This is a genomic window from Salinicola avicenniae (assembly GCF_023736115.1).
In the GTDB taxonomy this organism is placed as follows: domain Bacteria; phylum Pseudomonadota; class Gammaproteobacteria; order Pseudomonadales; family Halomonadaceae; genus Salinicola; species Salinicola avicenniae.
In genome coordinates, this window is the sequence record NZ_JAKQZC010000003.1 from 252,126 (window position 1) to 271,355 (window position 19,230).

Sequence of the window (19,230 nt, forward strand, 5' to 3'; positions counted from 1 at the left end):
TTCCGGTCTGCTCCCGCACGGTTCCGGTCTGCCGCCGGACGGCTGCGCCGCTCAGGCCAGCGCGCGGCGCAGCGCCAGCCAATCCTGGCTATTCCAGGGGCATGCCTGGCGGGCGAGTGCCTCGGCGATACGGGTGAGCGCCGGACGATGGTCGGACGCGACCTGGGCCGCAAGCCGTTGCGCCAGCTGTTCGGCGTGGCGCTGCCAGGCGCTATCGCCGCTATCCTGCCAGGTGTCGATGGCGTCGATCAGGGCATCGAGCGTGATCGTCGCCGTGGGCGGGGGAGCCGGCCAGCCGCTACGCAGGTGACCGGCCCGGCTGGCCTTGCTGTGATTGGCGGGGCGCGCCGGCAGTGCGACCGTCTCCTCGTTCGAGGCCGACGACGCGGTCCCGCACAGGGCCTCGGCCAGCATCCACAGCTGCTCGGGCTGGCCCTGCTTGAGCTCCAGCTCGAGTTCGCAGATCGGCAGGCGTGTTTCGCCGACGATGATTTCCCCCTGGTCCAGCGCTATCTCGATATCGCTATCGCCTTGCCGATAGCGCCACGTGCGGCGCTCGAAGTCGGTCGCGAAGACCGGCGCCAGGCGTTCGAGGTCGATCGCCGCCAGTGCGGGGTGTGCCAGCTCATGCAGGCCTTTCACGTCGAGCCCGGCGGCGTTGCGCTCGACGTCGTCGATCGGCCACTCCCACTCGCCGCGGGTCGAGAGTCCGCCCTGGCTCTGGGCCGCGCTCTTCAGGGTCTGCACGCGACGCTCGCCCAGACGACGCACGCGCAGCGCCACGCGATTGGCCTGAAGTGCGCCTTCCGGGGTGTCGTAATACTGGTTGCCGAGCGGTGTCGTACGGCTTTCGAGCGAGCGCAGCAGCGGGTGTTCGGCGATCTGCGCAGGGGCCTGCGGCGCCAGCGCCAGCTTGAGTTCGATTTCGTCGCTCATCGGGGCTTCCATCGGGGCTTGCGGATTGGCGGTAACGGTCGTGCGCCAGGGCACGCGTGACGGTCGGCAACATGAATTTTTCATGACGTCACCGAGTGCAGTCATTATACTGGCGCCGCCACTTCCAACGCATCCAGGCCCAAGCCATGGTGAGTACGAATCCATTCTCGGCGCTGTTCGGACGTTCGCCGTTTCAGCCGTTGCTGGCGCACATCGTCAAGACCAGCGAATGTGCCAGCCATCTCCTGCCGTTCTTCGATGCCGCCCTAGGGGGCGACTGGGAAGAGGCGCAGGTGCACCGTGAAGCGATCACCCATCTCGAGCACGAGGCCGACGAGCTGAAGACCCAGCTGCGGCTCAACCTGCCCAACACCATGTTCCTGCCGGTCTCGCGCTCGGACCTGCTTGAGCTGATCAGCGTGCAGGACAAGATCGCCAATAAGGCCCGCGACATCACCGGCATCATGCTGGGGCGCAACATGCGCATTCCCGAGCCCCTGGCGGAGCCGATGCGCGACTACCTCAGCACCGCCGTCGCCACGGTCGAGCAGGCGCGCAAGGCCCTCGAAGAGCTCGAGGACCTGCTCGAGTCCGGTTTCGGCCGCAACGTCTCCGATGTCATGCATGAGCTGATCCGCGAACTCCACGAGCTGGAGCACAAGGCGGACGACCAGCAGGTCGCCATTCGGCGTCACCTGTTCCAGCTCGAAGCCGAACTGCCGCCGGTCGATGTCATCTTCCTCTACAAGATCATCGAATGGATCGGAGAGCTGTCCGACCGCGCCGAACGCGTCGGCAGCCGCCTGCAGATACTCACGGCCCGCTGAACAGCGGGTCGGTGTTTTCTACGCCCTCGTCACGCCACTCATAGCGAAATAGCTCATGTCCATCATTGCGCAATACGGTGATGTCTTCATCATTCTCGCCTGTGCCTTCGGTTTCTTCATGGCGTGGGGCGTCGGTGCCAACGACGTCGCCAATGCCATGGGTACCTCCGTCGGGTCCAAGGCGATCACGATCAAACAGGCGATCGTGATTGCGGTGATTTTCGAATTTCTCGGCGCCTGGCTGGCCGGCGGGCAGGTCACGGAGACCATCCGCAAGGGCATCATCGACCCCAACCTGCTGCAGAACGAGCCGCAGATGCTGATCTACGGCATGCTGGCCTCGCTACTGGCTGCCGGTTCCTGGCTGATGATCGCCTCGCTCAAGGGCTGGCCCGTCTCCACGACGCACTCCATTGTCGGCGCCATCGTCGGCTTCGCCATCGCCGGTCTCGGCGTGCAGTCGGTCGACTGGGGCTCGGTCGGCACCATTGCCCTGAGCTGGATCACCTCGCCGCTGATCGCCGGGGTCTTCGCCTATGTGCTGTTCCGCTCGGTGCAGGTGTTGATCTTCGACAACCCCGACCCCTTTGCCGCGGCCAAGCGCTACGTGCCGGGCTACATCTTCCTGGTCGGTTTCATCGTCTCGATGGTCACGCTAGTGAAGGGGCTGTCGCATGTCGGCCTGCACTTGAGCTTCGGCGAGAGCCTGTTGCTGGCGGTCGCCTTCGGCGTGGTCATCATGATGTTCGGCCTGCTGCTGGAAAACCGGATCAACCGCGGTGATCGCCGCGCGCGCAGCAACTACGACTTCTCCAGCGTCGAACGTATCTTCGGCGTGCTGATGATGTTCACCGCCTGCGCCATGGCCTTCGCCCACGGCTCCAACGACGTCGCCAACGCCGTCGGCCCGCTGGCCGCGGTCATCAGCGTGGTCGAGAACAGCGGCAGTGTCGGCGGTGCCGCCGCCATGCCCTGGTGGGTGCTGGTGCTCGGCGGCGGCGGTATCGTGGTCGGCCTCGTCACCTATGGCCACAAGGTGATTGCCACCGTCGGTACCGGCATTACCGAGCTCACCCCGAGCCGTGGCTTTGCGGCCACGCTCTCCGCCGCGTCCACGGTCGTACTGGCCTCTGGCACCGGGCTACCGATCTCGACCACGCATACACTGGTCGGCGCGGTGCTCGGCGTGGGGCTGGCGCGTGGCATGGCCGCGCTCAACCTGCGCGTACTGGGGTCGATCGTGCTCTCCTGGCTGATCACGCTGCCGGCCGGCGCGATCCTCTCGATTGCCTTCTTCTTCATGTTCAAGGGCATGTTCGGCTGATCCGAAGGGGCGGGCTGTTTGACGCCCGCGCCGCACCGCGCCAGGGCGTGATCCGACGCCCTTCGCGCCATAACGCTCTGGTATAGTGAAGGCTCGATCCCCTCGTGCCCATCCACTTGCCGGAGCGTCATTTCCTTGGACTCGCGTTTTCCCTTCGTCGACTGGTTCCGCAATTCGTCGCCTTATATCAATGCCCACCGCGGCAAGACCTTCGTCATTCTGGTCGAAGGCGAGGCGATGGCATCCTCACGCTGGGATCAACTGCTGCAGGATCTGGCATTGCTGCACACGCTCGGCGTGCGCGTGGTGCTGGTCTACGGCATCCGGCCGCAGGTTAGCGCGGCGCTGGAAGACGCCGGGGTGACGCCGCATCGCGTCGAGGGGCGCTGGGTCGCCGACCGCCAGGTAATGGATCAGGTCGAGCGCATCGCCGCACGCCACCGCCTCGACCTGGAAGCCCAGCTATCGCTTGGCCTGCCCAATACGCCGTTGCATGGCGTCGAGCTCACGGCCGTTTCCGGCAATCTGGTAACGGCCAAGCCACTCGGCGTGCGCGAAGGGGTGGACTTCGATCACAGCGGCGAGGTGCGTCGGGTTCGCAGCCAGGCGATCGAAAGCTTGCTCGCCGACGGCAATCTGGTGATTCTGCCCCCGCTCGGTTACTCGCGGACCGGCGAAGTCTTCGACCTGGATGCCTCCGAGATCGCCCAGCACGTGGCGGTCTCGCTCAAGGCGGACAAGCTGATACTGCTCGGAGAGTCCGCCGGACTGCATGACGACACCGGCCAGCTGCAGCGTCAGTTGACGCCGGCAGAAGCGGATGCCCTGCGTCAGCAGGCGGCACCGGGCAGCGAGCTTTCCCGCCATCTGGGCGCTGCCTGCGAGGCCGCCCGCCATGGTGTCGGGCGCACGCACCTGCTCTCCTGGCGCGACCACGATGCGCTGCTCGGCGAGCTCTTCACCCGCGACGGCGTGGGTACCATGATTACCCAGAATCGCTACGAGCAGCTGCGCCAGGCGGTGCTCGACGATGTCGGCGGGCTGCTGGCGCTACTCAAGCCGCTCGAGTCCAGCGGCATGCTGGTGGCGCGTACCCGCGAGCGTCTCGAGCACGAGGTTGACGACTACGTGGTGATCGACCGCGACGGCATGGCGATCGGCTGTGCCGCGCTGCATCCTTACCCGGCGGCGGGCATGGGCGAGCTGGCCTGTCTCGCCGTGCATGCCGACTACCGCCGGGGGGCGCGGGGCGAAACCCTGCTCGCCGAGATCGAGCGTCGTGCCCGTCGACGTGGCCTGACGCAGCTGTTTGCGCTGACGACCCACACCACCCATTGGTTCTTCGAGCGCGGCTTCGAGCTTGCCTCGCCGGAGGCCCTGCCGCCCCTCAAGCGCGAAGCCTATAATCAGGCGCGTCGTTCCAAGGTGTTGCTGAAGTCGCTATAACGCGACACCCGTAACCCGCCTTTTCGTCAAGATGCGTCTCTTTTTTGAGACGCCATAGGTAGCTGATAAATAAAGACTTTATGGTTTTTGGCCAAAAAGCGTCGTCTTTCGGCGACGTTTTTTGGCCGTTTTTCCCGCCTATGACCCCCTCTACGCCTTTTGGCGAATTCCGTGCCATGCTGGTGATTATTAAAACTTTGTTTTCAAAGGTTTTTTAAAAACCTGGCACGCTCTTGGCAGTAGTATTTATCGAGAGCGACGGGAGACGGTCCTCGGATCGGTTCTCGGCGGATCTCGTGAAAGCCTCGACAACCCTGTGCAGGATTTCATGAGATTCGCGAGCGTCCGCTCCACGCGATGTGTGACTTAGGTTGCGATGAGACGGGTGCGGCCCATCGGGCAAGGAGATGCACCATTAGGGCAAGGATGCCCCGGGCAAGGATGCCTTTCCCCTCCTGAGAGGGGACCCATTGCGGCAGGCCGCCGATATTGGCGCAATAGCGCTAACGTCGGCGACCCGCCCAGAGACGAAGCGGCGGTTCGCCGTCACGGAGATCGACTGCCCCTGAATGGCATAGGTCGCGCCTCCGGCTTCGTGGGCCTTCGGGCCCTGGGAACGGTCTCGAATAGCTGATTCAGGCAGTTTTTCAAGGTCGTTTCCGACCCTTCAGTTCCCTGCGTACCTTGGGCCGGCTCTGCCGGCCCTCTTTTTTTGCGCCATGTTTTTGTGACTTCTCGTTGCCGACGAATCGATCGTAACGAGGCTTCCGGCGCCGAAAGCCCAGCAGGGGTCGTTGGGGCTCGATTGACGCCGAACCGCCATCGCCCCGGGGGCGATCAGCGCAACCGGGAACGGCGACTCGAACACGGGCCGACAATCGGCCGCGCCACAGGCTGTCAGCGTGCCGCCTGGGTGTTGAATAAAAATGTTATTCTTGCGGAACGATCCATGACATCAATGGGCCTCCTGCACAGAGCCACCTCTATGACCACCGAGCTTTCCCGCCGCTGGCGTCCCCGCTCGCTGCTGCAACTGGTATTGCTGGCGTTCGTCGTCGTCATGTTGCCGATCGCCGTGCTGATGTTCCAGGCCGGACAGGCGCTGTCCGAGCTGTCGACGCTGGCCGACCAGAGCGCCCGCCATGCGGTCGAGCAGACACGTCGCGCGCGCATGCTGAGCTCGCTGGCGCTGCAGATGGAGCGCAGCGCGCGGCAGTACGCGGTGATCGAAGAAGAGGGGCTGCGCGAAATCTACAACGAGAAGGCGCGTCAGTTCGGCGAGCTGCTCCAGGAGCATGAACCGCTGATGCGCGACGACCCCGATTTTCGCTCGCTGGCGTCACGCTTCCAGCAGCTGCGCGAGCTGCCGCGTATCCCCGGCGAGACGCTGCAGCCGGCCGATGAAGCAGGCGCCGAGCGCGCGGCCGAGGCACCGCCAGTGCCGGATCTGTCGCTGCTGCCCCCGCAGGAGAGCATGAGCGACTTTCTGGCGCGTTTCTCCGGCTTCGCCAGCGAGTCCGATGCCGTCCGCAACGCGACCAACGCGTTGATCGACAGCCGTATCGCCGATATCCGCGAGCGCGCCGATGCGGTGCGCGCTCGGCTGTGGATGCAGACCGCCGCGCTGGTCTCCGCCAGTCTCATGCTGATGCTCTTCTTCACCTGGCTGATCACGCGGCCGATTCGTCAGCTCGAACGGCGGATCTTCGGCCTCGGCAGCGGCGAGCGCAGCGACACCGAGCAGCGTATCCAGGGGCCGGCGGAACTGGTGCAGCTAGGCGATCGTCTGAGCTGGCTCTCCGGGCGGCTCAACGAACTCGAGGCGCAGAAGCAGCAGTTCCTGCGCCATATGTCGCACGAACTGAAGACACCGCTGGCGAGCATTCGCGAAGGTACGGCGCTGCTCTCCGACGGCGTGGCCGGCGATCTCGAGCCGCGTCAGCACGAGATCGTCACCCTGATCGACGAGAACGGTCAGGAGCTGCAGACGCTGATCGAGCAACTGCTGGATTACAATCTGCTGCAGAACAGCCGGCGCATGAAGGTGAGCCGCTTCGATGTCGCCACGGTGATTCAAGAAGTGCTCGCCAAGCATCGCCTGGCGCTCGACAACAAGGGCATGCAGGTGATCAGTCCGCATCATCCGCTGGAGTGGCAGGCCGACCGGGAGCGTACCGCGCGCATTCTCGACAACCTGATCTCCAACGCGATCGCTTACGGCGAGGATGGTGGCAATCTGACGATCCGCCTCGCCAGCCAGCGCGACTGGCTGGCGGTCGAGGTCGCCAACAGTGGCGAACCGATCGCCAAGGCGGATCGCGAGCACCTGTTCGAGGCGTTCTATCAGGGCAGCGCACGGCGCAAGGGGCCGCTCAAGGGCTCCGGCATCGGCCTGTCGGTCGCCGCCGACTGCGCGCGCCTGCAGGCGGGCCAACTGGCACTGGTCGACGACGCCGAGCTGCCGGTCTGCTTCCGCCTGACGTTGCCCTGGGCCGAGCGCCCCGAGCGCCCGGGCCACGCGATACCGCACGATAACGATGCCGTACCGGAAGACAGGGTCACGGCCACCGACGCAAGGAACGATACATGGTAAATCCGATCAAGGGGGCGTTATGGCTCTCTGCCGCGCTGACGCTGGCAGGTTGCCAGTCGCTGGCCGGTTCGCCTTCGGCGCCTCATGGCTGCGGCGATATCCCGTCGTTTGCCGACAATGTCTGCCTGCTCGACTCCTGGGTCGCCTTTGGCCTGGAAGCGCAGCGCGGCGACGACGCCTGGCGTCGCGACACCCTGGCCGAGGCGAGTGGCCCGCGGCCGTCGCAGAAGGCGGCGCGCGCCGTGGTGCTCTCCTGGGATGGCCCGAGCGAGTGGCGCCAGGCCTCCGATCTCTACAAGGCGACGCTCTCCAGTGCGCCGCCCCGTCTGCAGCCGCTGCTGCAGCAGTGGCTCAACGACCTGGAGGAGCGCCGTCAGCTCCACGCCCAGCAGGACGCGGGTGCACGCCGACAAGGAGGAAGTCGCGATGAAACGCAGGCACTGAAACGCGAGAACGAGGCGTTGAAACAGCAGCTCGAGGAGATGTCGAACAAGCTCGACGCGCTGACCGACATCGAACGAACCATCAACTCACGTGACTGAGCCATCCCGTGATGCCGGGTCGTTTGGCCCGCATCGCCCGCTTGCCACCGCCGCCGCGACGATGCCTTGTCGCGCCGCCGGTGACAGCTCCCGACGACGGATGTCGGGGCGACGATGGCAGGAGGTGTCCATTCCATGTCATTGAATACTGACATTCCCAAGACGCGGGCCGTCCGTACGCCCGCGATGCAACCCGGCGCCAGTGCCGGCAGTGCGCATATCCTGCTGGTCGACGACGACACCAGCCTGCTCAAGCTGCTCGGCATGCGCCTGGAGAGCCGCGGTTTTCGTGTCACCACGGCACAGAGCGGGCGCGAGGCGCTGAGTCATATCCAGGAGAGCACGCCGGATGTGGTGCTGTCCGACCTGCGCATGGATGAGATGGACGGCCTCGCGCTGTTCCATGAGCTGCAGCGGCGCGTGCCCGGCATGCCGGTGATCATTCTCACGGCCCATGGCTCGATTCCGGATGCGGTCAGCGCCACCCGCCAGGGTGTGTTCAGCTTCCTGACCAAGCCGGTCGACCGCGACGAGCTGTTCGACGCGATCGACGAAGCGCTCAAGCAGACGCCGACCACGCGCGGCGAGGGTGGCGAGGCCTGGCGCTCGCAGATCATCACCCGCAGCCCGCAGATGGAGCGGATTCTCGAGCAGGCCTACATGGTCGCCGCCTCCGACGTCAGCGTGCTGTTGACCGGCCCCTCCGGCTCGGGCAAGGAGCTGCTGGCCAACGCCATGCACCAGGCCAGCCCGCGCGCGGACAAGCCGTTCGTGGCGATCAACTGTGGCGCGCTGCCGGAACAGCTGCTCGAGAGCGAACTGTTCGGCCATGCCCGCGGTGCCTTCACCGGCGCGGTCAGCCAGCACGAAGGGCTGTTCCTCGCCGCCGACGGCGGCACGCTGTTTCTCGACGAGATCGGCGATATGCCGCTGACGCTGCAGGTCAAGCTGCTGCGCGCGCTGCAGGAGCGCCAGATTCGTCCGCTCGGCAGCACCAAGTCGGTGCCGATCGACGTGCGCATCATCTCCGCCACGCACCGCGATCTCGACCGCGCCATGCACGAGGGCGACTTCCGCGAAGACCTCTATTACCGGCTCAACGTGGTCAACTTGAAGCTGCCGCCGCTCAAGGATCGCGCCGAGGATATCCCGCTGCTGGCCAAGCACATGGTGGCGCAGGTCTCGGCCAGACATAAGCCGTTCGTGAAGGGTTTCTCGCCGGAAGCGCTCAACCTGCTCGCTTCCAGCGGCTGGCCGGGCAACGTGCGCCAGCTGGTCAACGTGGTGGAGCAGTGCGTGGCGCTGACCAGCACGCCGATGATTCCGGAAGCGCTGGTATCGCAGGCGCTGGCCGCCGAGGAAAACGCGCTGCCGTCGTTCAGCGAGGCGCGGGCCGGCTTCGAGCGCAGCTACCTGATCAAGGTGCTCAAGATCACCGAAGGCAACGTGACGCAGGCGGCGCGGATCGCCGGGCGCAACCGCACCGACTTCTACAAGCTGCTGTCGCGCCACGACCTCGATCCCGGCCTGTTCAAGCCGAGTGCGCTGCCGGATCAGGCGATCTGAGGCTCTCTTGATCGAAGCGCTGAACGCCGCTCTCGGGCATCTCGCTTGACGGGCTAGGCGTTTGCCTGACGTGCCAGACGTCCTGACAGGCTTCTGGCGATTTCCCGCCGGGTCGAAACCGAAAAGCCGCCGTCGAATCGTTCTACTGCAGAACGCTTCGGCGGCGGCTTTTTCATGCGACGGATTTCGAGAGATGGTTTTCTAGAGATGGGCTTCGAGAGATGGTTTTCGGACGCTCGTATCGGTCGGGTCTCGACGTGGAGCTCAGCGCTTCAGGCGCCGTTTGACCTCTAGCTTCAAGCGACCGTCGCCGAGGCGGGCCGTCAGCGTCTGGCCGGGCTGGGTCTGGCTGGCGGCGCGGATGACTTGGCCGTCGTCGTCCTGCAGGATCGAATAGCCCCGGCCGAGCACGGCGAGCGGGCTGACCGCATTCAGCTCCCGCGCTACGCCCTCGAGCCGCTGGCGCGACTGACGCAGTTGCTGGTGCTGGGCCGCCTCGAGCCGCTGGTGCAGGCGTTCGACCTGCTCGCGCGACTGCCGCAACGTGCGCGACGGGTCGTGTGTGGCGAGCCGGCGCGTGGCCGCGTCGACGCGCTGATGCTCGTGCTTGAGCCGCTGATGCATCGCCAGTCGCAGGCGCTGGTCCAGCGCTGCCAGCCACTGGCGCTGCTGGGCCAGGCGTTCGCCGGGGTGGCGCAGGCGGGCGCGCAGATGATCGAGACGTTGCGATTCGGCGTTGAAGCGTCCCTGCCAGGCACGGGTCAGGCGGCGGCTCTGCTGCGCCAGTGTCTCCTGCAGATCGCGACGGTCCGGCACCAGCCGCTCGGCGGCGGCGGAAGGGGTCGGCGCGCGCACATCGGCGGCGAACTCGGCCAGGGTAAAGTCGACCTCGTGGCCGATCGCCGCCATCACCGGCAGGGTGGAGTGGTAGATGGCCCGCGCCAGATGCTGGTCGTTGAACGCCCACAGGTCTTCCAGGCTGCCGCCACCGCGCGTGATCAAAATCGCGTCGAAGGTCTCGCGATCGTCCATCGGGTCGCGGTCCGCCAGGTCGTTCCGCTGGCTGGCGGCCTGGCGGGCCTGACGGTTGATCAGCGCCAGTGCGCGGATCAGCGCCGGCGGCGCTTCCTTGCCCTGCACCGGCGCCGGGAAGACGCTGACGCGCAGCATCGGCCAGCGTGCGCGCAGCACGGCGAGCACGTCGCGGATGGCGGCGCCGGTAGGCGAGGTGATCAGAGCGAGATGGCGCGGCGGGTAGGGCAGTGGGCGGGCGTTGGCGAACACGCCCTCGGCCTCGAGCTGGCGCTTCAGGCGCTCGTAGGCCGCCATCAACTCGCCTTCGCCGCTTGGCTGCACGGCATCGACGATCAGCTGGTAATCGCCGCGCGGCTCGAAGATCGATACCCGGCCGCGTACCTTGATCCGGTCGCCATCCTTCAGCGGCACGCGGGAAAGACTGGCCCGGTTGCGGAAGAAGGCGCATTTCACCTGCGCCTTGGCATCCTTGAGCGAGAAGTAGAGATGGCCGGAGGCGGGGCGTGCCAGCCCTGAGATTTCGCCTTCCACCCAGCAGTCGCCGAAGCCGCGCTCCAGAAGCTGGCGGGCCTGACGGTTGAGATCGCTCACGGAGAGCGTTGGTGACGCGGGCGAGGGCATGGCGGTTTCCGGACGGTGCGGATCGATGTCGAACGTTTTTTGGCTCGTTGGCGGGGCCGTGTCGACAAGCTGTCATCTTTGCCCGGCAGCCTAACACGAAGCGCCGGGCTCGGCGCCCGTTCGCCGTTCGCTATCGTCGATGCCTCAGGAGCGGCGCGGCAGGACGATACACGCAACGGCGTTGAGCCGATGCCGCCAAGCGACTATAATGCGCGATTAACTTTTCGCAGCACCCGGCGCGTTGCCCGAGCCAGATCCCGGCATCCGACGGTTGTTGCCACCGGCCCCTCACCACCTGCCAGATTGGGTTTCCGACTATGCTACGTATGGCGCAAGAAGCTCTTACGTTCGATGACGTATTACTCGTTCCCCGCTACTCGGATGTCCTCCCCAGAGACGTCGACCTGAGATCCCGCCTGACCCGCAAGCTCACCCTGAACATCCCGCTGCTCTCTTCCGCCATGGATACCGTGACCGAAGCGCGCCTCGCCATTGCCATGGCGCAGGAAGGCGGCATCGGCATCATCCACAAGAACATGAGCATCGCCCAGCAGGCGGCGGAAGTGCGCAAGGTCAAGAAGCACGAGAGCGTCATCGTCAAGGACCCGGTCACCGTGGGCCCGAACGCCAAGCTTCAGGATCTGCTCGCGATGGCGGACGAGTACGGCTACTCCGGCTTCCCGGTTGTCGAAGGGGAAACCCTGGTCGGCATCGTCACCGGCCGCGACATGCGCTTCCAGCCGGATCACAGCGATACCGTCGAAGCGATCATGACCCCGCGCGACAAGCTGATCACCGTGCCGGAAGGCACCTCGCTGGACGTGATCAAGTCGAAGCTGCAGGAAAACCGCATCGAGAAGATCCTGGTCGTCGACGGTGATTTCCACCTGCGCGGCCTGGTCACCGTGCGCGACATCGAGAAGGCTCGCACCTACCCGATGGCCGCCAAGGACGACGACGGTCGCCTGCTGGTCGGCGCCGCCGTCGGCACCGGCCCGGAAACCCCGGAACGTGTCGCCGCGCTGGTCGAAGCCGGCGTCGATGCGCTGGTCGTCGACACCGCCCATGGCCACTCCAAGGGCGTGATCGACCGCGTGCGCTGGGTCAAGGAGCACTACCCGGACGTGCAGGTGATCGGCGGCAACATCGCCACCGGTGAAGCTGCCGTCGCGCTGGCCGAAGCCGGCGCGGACGCGGTCAAGGTCGGCATCGGCCCCGGTTCCATCTGCACCACCCGCGTCGTCACCGGCGTCGGCGTGCTGCAGATCACTGCCGTCGCCAACGTCGCCGAAGCGCTCAAGCCCTACGGCGTGCCGCTGATCGCGGATGGCGGCGTGCGCTACTCCGGCGATATCGCCAAGGCGATCGTTGCCGGTGCCAACACCGTCATGCTCGGCAGCATGCTCGCCGGCACCGAGGAATCCCCGGGCGAGGTCGAGCTGTTCCAGGGCCGGACCTACAAGGCTTATCGCGGCATGGGCTCCATGGGCGCCATGTCCCAGAGCCAGGGCTCCTCCGACCGCTACTTCCAGAGCAAGGAAGAGGGCGTCGAGAAGCTGGTGCCGGAAGGGATCGAAGGCCGCGTGCCCTACAAGGGCCAGATGAGCGCCATCGTCCACCAGATGATGGGCGGCCTGCGCGCCTCCATGGGCTACACCGGCTGCCACGACATCGAAGAGATGCGCACGCTGCCGGAGTTCGTGAAGATCACCGGCGCCGGCGTGGTCGAGTCGCACGTGCATGACGTGCAGATCACGAAGGAAGCGCCGAACTACCGGGGCGCTTAACCGATCGTGCCCAGGCCGGCACCAGGCGTTGTTGGAAACGCACTCGGCATGCTCATGAACAACACGTTCACTCCGCTGCCTCGTGCGTTTTCGTCGGGCCTGGCTTGGCCTGGCCTGACACTCGGCCTGAATACGCCGAACGATTCGGCAACCCGCCTTGGCGGGCCCAGCGGCGCTTCACGGCGCCGCTTCTCATTTCTAAGGCTTCGTGAAGTCACCTGCGCTAACGGGTGCTAGTGAAGTCGTGGTGTTGCAGTTAACCGCAGAGACAATTCGATGACCGACATCCATTCGCACAAGATCCTGATCCTCGACTTCGGCTCCCAGTACACGCAGCTGATCGCGCGTCGCGTGCGCGAAATCGGCGTCTACTCCGAGATCCGCGCCTTCGATATCACCGAAGAAGAGATCCGCGAATACAATCCCAACGGCATCATCCTCTCCGGCGGGCCGGAATCGGTCTCCGAACTCGGCTCGCCGCGCGCGCCTGAGTGCGTGTTCGAGATGGGCCTGCCGGTGTTCGGCATCTGCTACGGCATGCAGACCATGGCTGAACAGCTCGGCGGCGCCACCGAAGGCTCCGACAAGCGCGAGTTCGGCTACGCTCAGATCAGCGTGGCGGCGGAAGACGACCTGCTCGGCGGCATCAAGGATCATGTCGGCCATGATGGCGGCGCGCTGCTGGACGTGTGGATGAGCCACGGCGACAAGGTCGCGCGCGCCCCGGCGGAATTCACCGTCACCGCCTCGACCTCGAGCTGTCCGATTGCCGCCATGACCTGGCCGGAAAAACGCTTCTACGGCGTCCAGTTCCACCCGGAAGTGACCCACACCCTGCAGGGCCAGCGCATTCTCGAGCGCTTCGTGCTGGATATCTGTAAAGCCGAACAGCTCTGGACCCCGGCGCAGATCATCGAAGACCTGAGCGAGCGCGTACGCGAACAGGTCGGCGACCGCCACGTGCTGCTCGGCCTTTCCGGCGGCGTCGATTCCTCCGTGGTTGCGGCACTGCTGCACAAGGCGATCGGCGACCAGCTCACCTGCGTCTTCGTCGACAACGGCCTGTTGCGCAAGAACGAAGGCGACCAGGTGATGGAAACCTTCGCCAGCCATATGGGCGTGAAGGTGATCCGCGTCGACGCGGAAGACGAGTTCCTGACCAAGCTGGAAGGGGAAAACGACCCCGAAGCCAAGCGCAAGATCATCGGCAACACCTTCATCGACGTGTTCGACCGTGAAGCTGCCAAGATCGACGGCGTCGACTTCCTCGCCCAGGGCACCATCTACCCGGACGTGATCGAATCCGCTGCCAGCAAGACCGGCAAGGCGCACGTGATCAAGTCGCACCACAACGTCGGTGGCCTGCCGGAGACCATGAAGCTCAAGCTGGTCGAACCGCTGCGCGAACTGTTCAAGGACGAAGTGCGCAAGCTCGGCCTCGAACTCGGCCTGCCGTACGACATGGTCTACCGCCACCCGTTCCCCGGGCCGGGCCTCGGTGTGCGCATTCTCGGCGAAGTGAAGAAAGAGTACGCCGACATCCTGCGTGAAGCCGATGCCATCTTCATCGAAGAGCTGCACAACTTCGACTGGTACCACAAGACCAGCCAGGCGTTTGCCGTCTTCCTGCCGGTCAAGTCCGTCGGTGTCGTCGGCGACGGCCGCCGCTACGAGTGGGTCATCGCCATTCGCGCCGTCGAGACCATCGACTTCATGACCGCCCGCTGGGCCCACCTGCCGTATGAGCTGCTGGAAAAAGTCTCCAACCGCATCATCAACGAGATCAGCGGCGTCTCCCGCGTGACCTACGATGTCAGCAGCAAGCCGCCGGCGACGATTGAGTGGGAGTGATCACACTCTAGGCTCTAGCTGTACTAACTGGTAAAAGTATAATTAAGCCCATGTTTATATGGGCTTTTTTTGTAGCTTCTTGAGTGAGTTTGAGCTTGATATAGGAATAAGAGGCCGTGAATGCTCGTCTAGACGAGCGCACGAGAAACTCACTGGCTCGATCACTCACACCTCATCATGAGTCAGCTTCATGATGAGGTGAAAACCTATCGCTTTTCATGCATCCAGTACGTCTGGCATAAAGTGCTCATCCTTCTCGATGACAGACGCCACGGAACCTGTTGATCGAGAACGCCAGATACTGAATTGATGGGCACTGGTGCGCCACGGCGGCGCCAGTGCCTCTCTCGACCAATAGGGTGCTTGTTCGCGATGAGCCAAGATTTCACATTCCACATCAAGCGCATTCGCTTCGACGAGAACTATCGTCCGGCCGACAACACGCGCACCACGACCAATTTCGCCAACCTGGCGAGAGGCGAGAGCCGTCAGCAGAACCTGCGCAATGCCCTGACGATGATCGACAATCGCTTCAATACCCTGGCGCATTGGGATAACCCCACGGCGGATCGCTATGCGGTCGAACTCGATATCATCACCGGTGAGTTGCGTGTCGGTGATGGCGGGGAAGGGGATGCGTTTCCCGCCATCGAGGTGCTGAAGACCACGATTGTCGATCGATCGACCGGCAAACGTATCGAGGGCATGGTGGGGAACAACTTTTCCTCCTACGTGCGCGACTACGACTTCAGCGTATGGCTCTCCGAGCACAACAAGGATCGAGCCGAATTTGGCATCCCCGAAGGATTCGGCGATCTGCACGGCAAGCTGTTCAAGCTGTTCGTCAATTCCGAGGCTTATCGCGAGGCCTTCCGCAAGCCGCCGGTCATCTGCCTCAGTGTGTCCAGCAGCAAGGTCTATCGCCGCACGGAGAACCGCCATCCTGTGCTGGGCGTCGAGTACGAAAACAACGAGTCCTCGCTGACGGATTTCTACTTCGACAAGATGGGCCTGCAGGTCCGCTATTTCATGCCGCCGAATGCGGTCGCGCCGCTGGCGTTCTATTTTTCCGGCGATCTGCTTTCCGATTACACGGATCTCGAGCTGATCAGCGCCATCAGCACGATGGAGACGTTCCAGAAGATCTATCGCCCCGAGATCTACAACGCCAATTCGGCGGCGGGCAAGACGTATCAGCCCAGCCTGAAACACCAGGACTATTCGTTGACGCGCATCGTGTATGACCGGGAAGAGCGGAGCCAGCTGGCCGTCGAGCAGGGCCGGTTTACCGAACGGCATTTCATCAAGCCCTATCAGGCGCTGCTCCGAGATTGGTCCGCTAGTTACGCCCTTTGATTTTTCCGTTATCTATCCCTGATGAAGGTCGCTTTTTCATGAAGACATTGTTGCCCACGTCGACGGCCGGCAGTCTGCCGAAACCTGCCTGGCTGGCAGAGCCCGAGAAACTTTGGTCGCCCTGGAAGCTGGAAGGCGACGAACTGGTCGAGGGTAAGCAGGATGCGCTGCGGGTGTCTCTGCACGACCAGCAGCAGGCCGGCATCGACATCGTCAGTGACGGCGAGCAGACGCGCCAGCACTTCGTCACGACATTTATCGAGCATCTCAGCGGCGTGGATTTCGAGAACCGCGAGATCGTCAAGATTCGTGATCGCTACGAGGCGAGCGTGCCTTCCGTCGTGGGGCCGGTGGCGCGTGAAAAGCCGGTGTTCGTGGACGACGCCAAGTTTCTGCGTCAGCAGACACGGCAGCCGATCAAGTGGGCGCTGCCGGGGCCGATGACCATGGTCGACACGCTGTTTGATGGCCACTACAAGAGCCGCGAAAAGCTGGCCTGGGAATTCGCCAAGATCCTCAACCAGGAGGCGAAGGATCTGGCGGCGGCGGGGGTCGATATCATCCAGTTCGACGAGCCGGCGTTTAACGTCTTTTTCGACGAAGTGAACGACTGGGGCATCGCCGCGCTGGAAAAGGCTATCGAAGGCGTCGAGTGCGAGACGGCCGTGCATATCTGCTACGGCTACGGCATCAAGGCCAATACGGACTGGAAGAAGACCCTGGGGTCCGAGTGGCGCCAGTACGAGGAGATCTTCCCCAAGCTTCAGCAGTCCAACATCGACATCGTCTCGCTGGAGTGCCAGAACTCGCATGTGCCGATGGAGCTGATCGAGCTGATTCGTGGCAAGAAGGTGATGGTCGGGGCGATTGATGTGGCGACCAACACTATCGAGACGCCGGAGGAAGTGGCCGAGACGCTGCGCAAGGCCCTGCAGTTCGTCGATCCGGAAAACCTCTACCCGTGCACCAACTGCGGCATGACGCCCTTGTCTCGTCAGGTGGCGCAAGGCAAGCTGAGCGCCTTGAGTGCCGGCGCCGAGATCGTCCGCCAGGAGCTTCTGGCCCGCTAAGGGTCTGCTCATCCGTCAACGGTCTTCCTGACCGCTGACGGGCAGCCGGGCATCCACGGTTTGTCGGCAGATTCGCCGGCGACGTCTGTCTCCGATAGACGTCGTCGGCTTTTCGCTGTTTCGGGAAGATATCCTCCATGACGACCGTCGCGATCTTCGTCGATACGCAGAACGTCTATTACACCGCGCGCGACGCCTACGGCAAACAGTTCGACTACCGCCAGTTCTGGGCGCAGGCGACAGCGAATCGTGAGGTAGTGGCCGCCCGCTGCTACGCCATCGACCGGGGCGACGCCAAACAGCGCGGGTTCCAGAACACGCTGCGGACGATCGGTTTCGAGGTGAAGCTGAAGCCGTTCATCCAGCGTGCGGATGGTTCCGCCAAGGGCGACTGGGACGTGGGCATCACGCTCGATGCCATCGAGTTCGCCGCCCTGGCGGATGTGATCGTGCTGGTCTCCGGCGACGGCGATTTCGACCTGCTGGCGCGCAAGATTCGCGAGGTGCACGGCAAGCGCGTCGAGGTCTATGGCGTGCCCCAGCTCACCGCGAACTCCCTCATCCAGGCCGCGAGCCAGTTCATTCCCATCGAGAGCGATCTGCTGCTGGGGTGAAGTCGCGCCATCTCGTTCGAGGGCTTGTCTTATCGGCCCTCACCGATGCACCCAATCCAGATGTTCGAAGGCGCCGCGCGCATGATCTTCCTGGAATCGCTCATGGTCGCGACGCAGGCGGTCGGCGGTCTCGACCGCGAATTCGACCATATCCTCGGCGAACAGCGCCGGCGGGCCGATGGCATCGATGATGGCGGGCTCGATATCGTAGTCGAGCTTGCCGGCTTCATCGGACAGGGCATGTACCGTGGCGAGTACGCCGCCGCAGATACGGGCGTAGTCCCGCCAGTCGCTTTTGGAGAGATCGTCTAAATCGATGTCCTCGCGGAACGGGGCGCGCTCGCGGGAGAGGTAGCTGTGGCCCTCGAACTCGACGTGGCCGTAGAAGACGTCGCCGCGAATCAGATGCACCGCCTGTGCGTGGCTGATGCGCTCGGCAAGGGTATCGACCTCGTACGCGGAAGGGGGCACCAGCCCGGAAAGCGCGGAGCGGCGCGCCTGCTTGTATTCGATGATCAAATCGTCGGTGCCATCGCCTGCCGGGCCCTCGATCAGCACGTAGTAGCGGTTGAGCCCGAGCGATGCGGTGCCTTGGCCCAGACGAATGGCTACGTCCTTGACCCGAATTCCCTGACACTCAGGCCCCTGAGCCCTTGCCGGCACGTCGATGGCGTTCTCCGCGACCAGCCGGTCGGTGATCTGCTGGAATTCCTCGCGGCGCGACGAGATCGGCACGAGCTTCTTCGTCGGGCGAAAGCCGCCACGCGTTTCGTCGAGGTAGTCATCGACAAGCCACTCGGCGCGGTCTTCGTCAGCGTCCTCGAACAGCGCGCGAATCAGCTTGGGCGCGTTGTCGTGGCGCATCTCCTCGTCCCGTTCGGTGCCTTCCCGGGCCAGGCGCTGCATCGCTTCAATATAGCCCTTCACGAAGTGACGAACGGTCTTGATCTGGTGCTTGCGCTTCAGCTCCCCCTCGGCTTCGGCGGCGATCATGAAACCGACCGCGCCGCGCTTGATATCCCAGGTGAAGGGCGCGTAGTAGGCTTCGTCGAAATCATTGACCGAGAAGATCGGCACGTTGTCGATGTTGGGCATGACGCCGAAATTACCAGGGTGCACGTCGCCGAGCGCGAGCACGGTGGGCATCCAGGCATCGTCGCCGGCCATGTCGCGATAGAAGAGCAGCGCGGTGCCGCGAAAGAAGGAAAACAGCGAACCGGCGAGCTTGTCGAACTTGTCGCTGGCTTCCTCACTGCCTTCCGCAATGCGCGTCCGGTGGTCCTCGCGCAGGGTCTGGCGCACGTGTCGGCGCCGTTCGTAGCCGGTCAGCACCCGCGGGCGCAAGACGAATTCGCCTGCGGCGACCGCTTCGGCCAGACGCTTGAACGTCTCGTAGCGCGCTGCGACCTCCGGCTCGCTGGAGGCGGCCGATTCGAGCGCGGCCGCCAGTTCGGCCTTGCTCATCGTGGCGCGGCCAGGGATGTCACGCTGGCGAGCTTGCTCGTAGAGCGCCTGTCGTGTGGTCTGCCCGAGTGGATTCCGCGTTGTCTTTGTCATGCTGCCCCCGTCGTCGGCCCGGCTGTTCTGTTCATCACTGCATGTCATCACCGTCGTCATCACAGCATGGTCGAAACTGCGTCGGGCGTCAGGGGCGGCCGTCAT

14 protein-coding genes are annotated in these 19,230 nt (G+C 64.3%); 11 read left to right on the plus strand and 3 right to left on the minus strand.

Annotation, left to right across the window (positions count from 1 at the left end):
- Positions 1-51 precede the first annotated feature (51 nt).
- Positions 52-936 carry a CYTH domain-containing protein gene (locus MC381_RS07615; RefSeq protein WP_251977133.1) on the minus strand — a complete coding sequence of 295 codons (885 nt, stop codon included), beginning with the start codon at positions 934-936 and terminating at the stop codon, positions 52-54.
- A 146-nt stretch (positions 937-1,082) separates the two neighbouring features.
- On the opposite strand from MC381_RS07615, the gene MC381_RS07620 reads away from it, so the two are divergent.
- The 6 genes from MC381_RS07620 to glrR all read left to right on the plus strand — a co-directional run bounded on the left by MC381_RS07620 (position 1,083) and on the right by glrR (position 9,234).
- Positions 1,083-1,763 (plus strand): TIGR00153 family protein, encoded by a 681-nt coding sequence (locus MC381_RS07620; protein ID WP_251977134.1) that lies wholly within the window; start codon positions 1,083-1,085, stop codon positions 1,761-1,763.
- Between the two features lie 55 nt (positions 1,764-1,818).
- Positions 1,819-3,087 (plus strand): inorganic phosphate transporter, encoded by a 1,269-nt coding sequence (locus MC381_RS07625; RefSeq protein ID WP_251977135.1) that lies wholly within the window; start codon positions 1,819-1,821, stop codon positions 3,085-3,087.
- A gap of 135 nt (positions 3,088-3,222) precedes the next feature.
- Complete coding sequence (gene argA, locus MC381_RS07630; RefSeq protein WP_251977136.1) at positions 3,223-4,533, plus strand: amino-acid N-acetyltransferase; 1,311 nt, start codon at positions 3,223-3,225, stop codon at positions 4,531-4,533.
- A gap of 985 nt (positions 4,534-5,518) precedes the next feature.
- Entirely contained in the window at positions 5,519-7,126 is a 1,608-nt protein-coding gene (locus MC381_RS07635) for a sensor histidine kinase (protein ID WP_251977137.1), read from the plus strand.
- Complete coding sequence (locus MC381_RS07640; RefSeq protein WP_251977138.1) at positions 7,120-7,668, plus strand: hypothetical protein; 549 nt, start codon at positions 7,120-7,122, stop codon at positions 7,666-7,668. Before MC381_RS07635 ends, MC381_RS07640 begins: the two co-directional genes overlap by 7 nt.
- Positions 7,669-7,854: 186 nt before the next feature.
- The gene (glrR, locus tag MC381_RS07645) at positions 7,855-9,234 is read left to right on the plus strand and encodes a two-component system response regulator GlrR (RefSeq protein WP_251977477.1); all 1,380 of its coding nucleotides are present in this window, start codon (positions 7,855-7,857) and stop codon (positions 9,232-9,234) included.
- 264 nt (positions 9,235-9,498) lie between these two features.
- Here glrR and xseA read toward each other — a convergent pair whose 3' ends face one another.
- Positions 9,499-10,890: an exodeoxyribonuclease VII large subunit gene (gene xseA, locus MC381_RS07650; protein WP_251977139.1), complete on the minus strand. Its 1,392-nt coding sequence runs from the start codon at positions 10,888-10,890 to the stop codon at positions 9,499-9,501.
- Positions 10,891-11,207: 317 nt separating this feature from the next.
- Between xseA and guaB the strand changes: the two genes are divergently transcribed.
- From guaB to MC381_RS07675, 5 genes are all read left to right on the plus strand, one after another.
- The gene (gene guaB / locus MC381_RS07655; protein ID WP_251977140.1) at positions 11,208-12,677 is read left to right on the plus strand and encodes an IMP dehydrogenase; all 1,470 of its coding nucleotides are present in this window, start codon (positions 11,208-11,210) and stop codon (positions 12,675-12,677) included.
- A 276-nt stretch (positions 12,678-12,953) separates the two neighbouring features.
- Positions 12,954-14,528, plus strand: coding sequence for a glutamine-hydrolyzing GMP synthase (gene guaA, locus MC381_RS07660; protein ID WP_251977141.1), 1,575 nt, complete (start codon positions 12,954-12,956; stop codon positions 14,526-14,528).
- A 372-nt stretch (positions 14,529-14,900) separates the two neighbouring features.
- Entirely contained in the window at positions 14,901-15,884 is a 984-nt protein-coding gene (locus tag MC381_RS07665; RefSeq protein WP_251977142.1) for a DUF1852 domain-containing protein, read from the plus strand.
- 38 nt (positions 15,885-15,922) lie between these two features.
- On the plus strand, positions 15,923-16,954 hold the full coding sequence (locus MC381_RS07670) for a methionine synthase (RefSeq protein ID WP_251977143.1): 1,032 nt from the start codon (positions 15,923-15,925) through the stop codon (positions 16,952-16,954).
- Positions 16,955-17,091: 137 nt separating this feature from the next.
- Positions 17,092-17,568, plus strand: coding sequence for a LabA-like NYN domain-containing protein (locus tag MC381_RS07675; RefSeq protein ID WP_251977144.1), 477 nt, complete (start codon positions 17,092-17,094; stop codon positions 17,566-17,568).
- Between the two features lie 39 nt (positions 17,569-17,607).
- Here MC381_RS07675 and MC381_RS07680 read toward each other — a convergent pair whose 3' ends face one another.
- On the minus strand, positions 17,608-19,125 hold the full coding sequence (locus tag MC381_RS07680) for a DUF2252 domain-containing protein (protein WP_251977145.1): 1,518 nt from the start codon (positions 19,123-19,125) through the stop codon (positions 17,608-17,610).
- Positions 19,126-19,230: the final 105 nt, after the last annotated feature.

Excerpts from the sequence above, each read along its gene's own strand:
- MC381_RS07615 (WP_251977133.1), bottom strand. The coding sequence starts at position 936 with ATGAGCGACGAAATCGAACTCAAGCTGGCGCTGGCGCCGCAGGCCCCT.
- MC381_RS07620 (WP_251977134.1), top strand. The coding sequence starts at position 1,083 with ATGGTGAGTACGAATCCATTCTCGGCGCTGTTCGGACGTTCGCCGTTT.
- MC381_RS07625 (WP_251977135.1), top strand. The coding sequence starts at position 1,819 with ATGTCCATCATTGCGCAATACGGTGATGTCTTCATCATTCTCGCCTGT.
- MC381_RS07635 (WP_251977137.1), top strand. The coding sequence starts at position 5,519 with ATGACCACCGAGCTTTCCCGCCGCTGGCGTCCCCGCTCGCTGCTGCAA.
- MC381_RS07640 (WP_251977138.1), top strand. The coding sequence starts at position 7,120 with ATGGTAAATCCGATCAAGGGGGCGTTATGGCTCTCTGCCGCGCTGACG.
- glrR (WP_251977477.1), top strand. The coding sequence starts at position 7,855 with ATGCAACCCGGCGCCAGTGCCGGCAGTGCGCATATCCTGCTGGTCGAC.
- xseA (WP_251977139.1), bottom strand. The coding sequence starts at position 10,890 with ATGCCCTCGCCCGCGTCACCAACGCTCTCCGTGAGCGATCTCAACCGT.
- guaB (WP_251977140.1), top strand. The coding sequence starts at position 11,208 with ATGCTACGTATGGCGCAAGAAGCTCTTACGTTCGATGACGTATTACTC.
- guaA (WP_251977141.1), top strand. The coding sequence starts at position 12,954 with ATGACCGACATCCATTCGCACAAGATCCTGATCCTCGACTTCGGCTCC.
- MC381_RS07665 (WP_251977142.1), top strand. The coding sequence starts at position 14,901 with ATGAGCCAAGATTTCACATTCCACATCAAGCGCATTCGCTTCGACGAG.
- MC381_RS07670 (WP_251977143.1), top strand. The coding sequence starts at position 15,923 with ATGAAGACATTGTTGCCCACGTCGACGGCCGGCAGTCTGCCGAAACCT.
- MC381_RS07675 (WP_251977144.1), top strand. The coding sequence starts at position 17,092 with ATGACGACCGTCGCGATCTTCGTCGATACGCAGAACGTCTATTACACC.
- MC381_RS07680 (WP_251977145.1), bottom strand. The coding sequence starts at position 19,125 with ATGACAAAGACAACGCGGAATCCACTCGGGCAGACCACACGACAGGCG.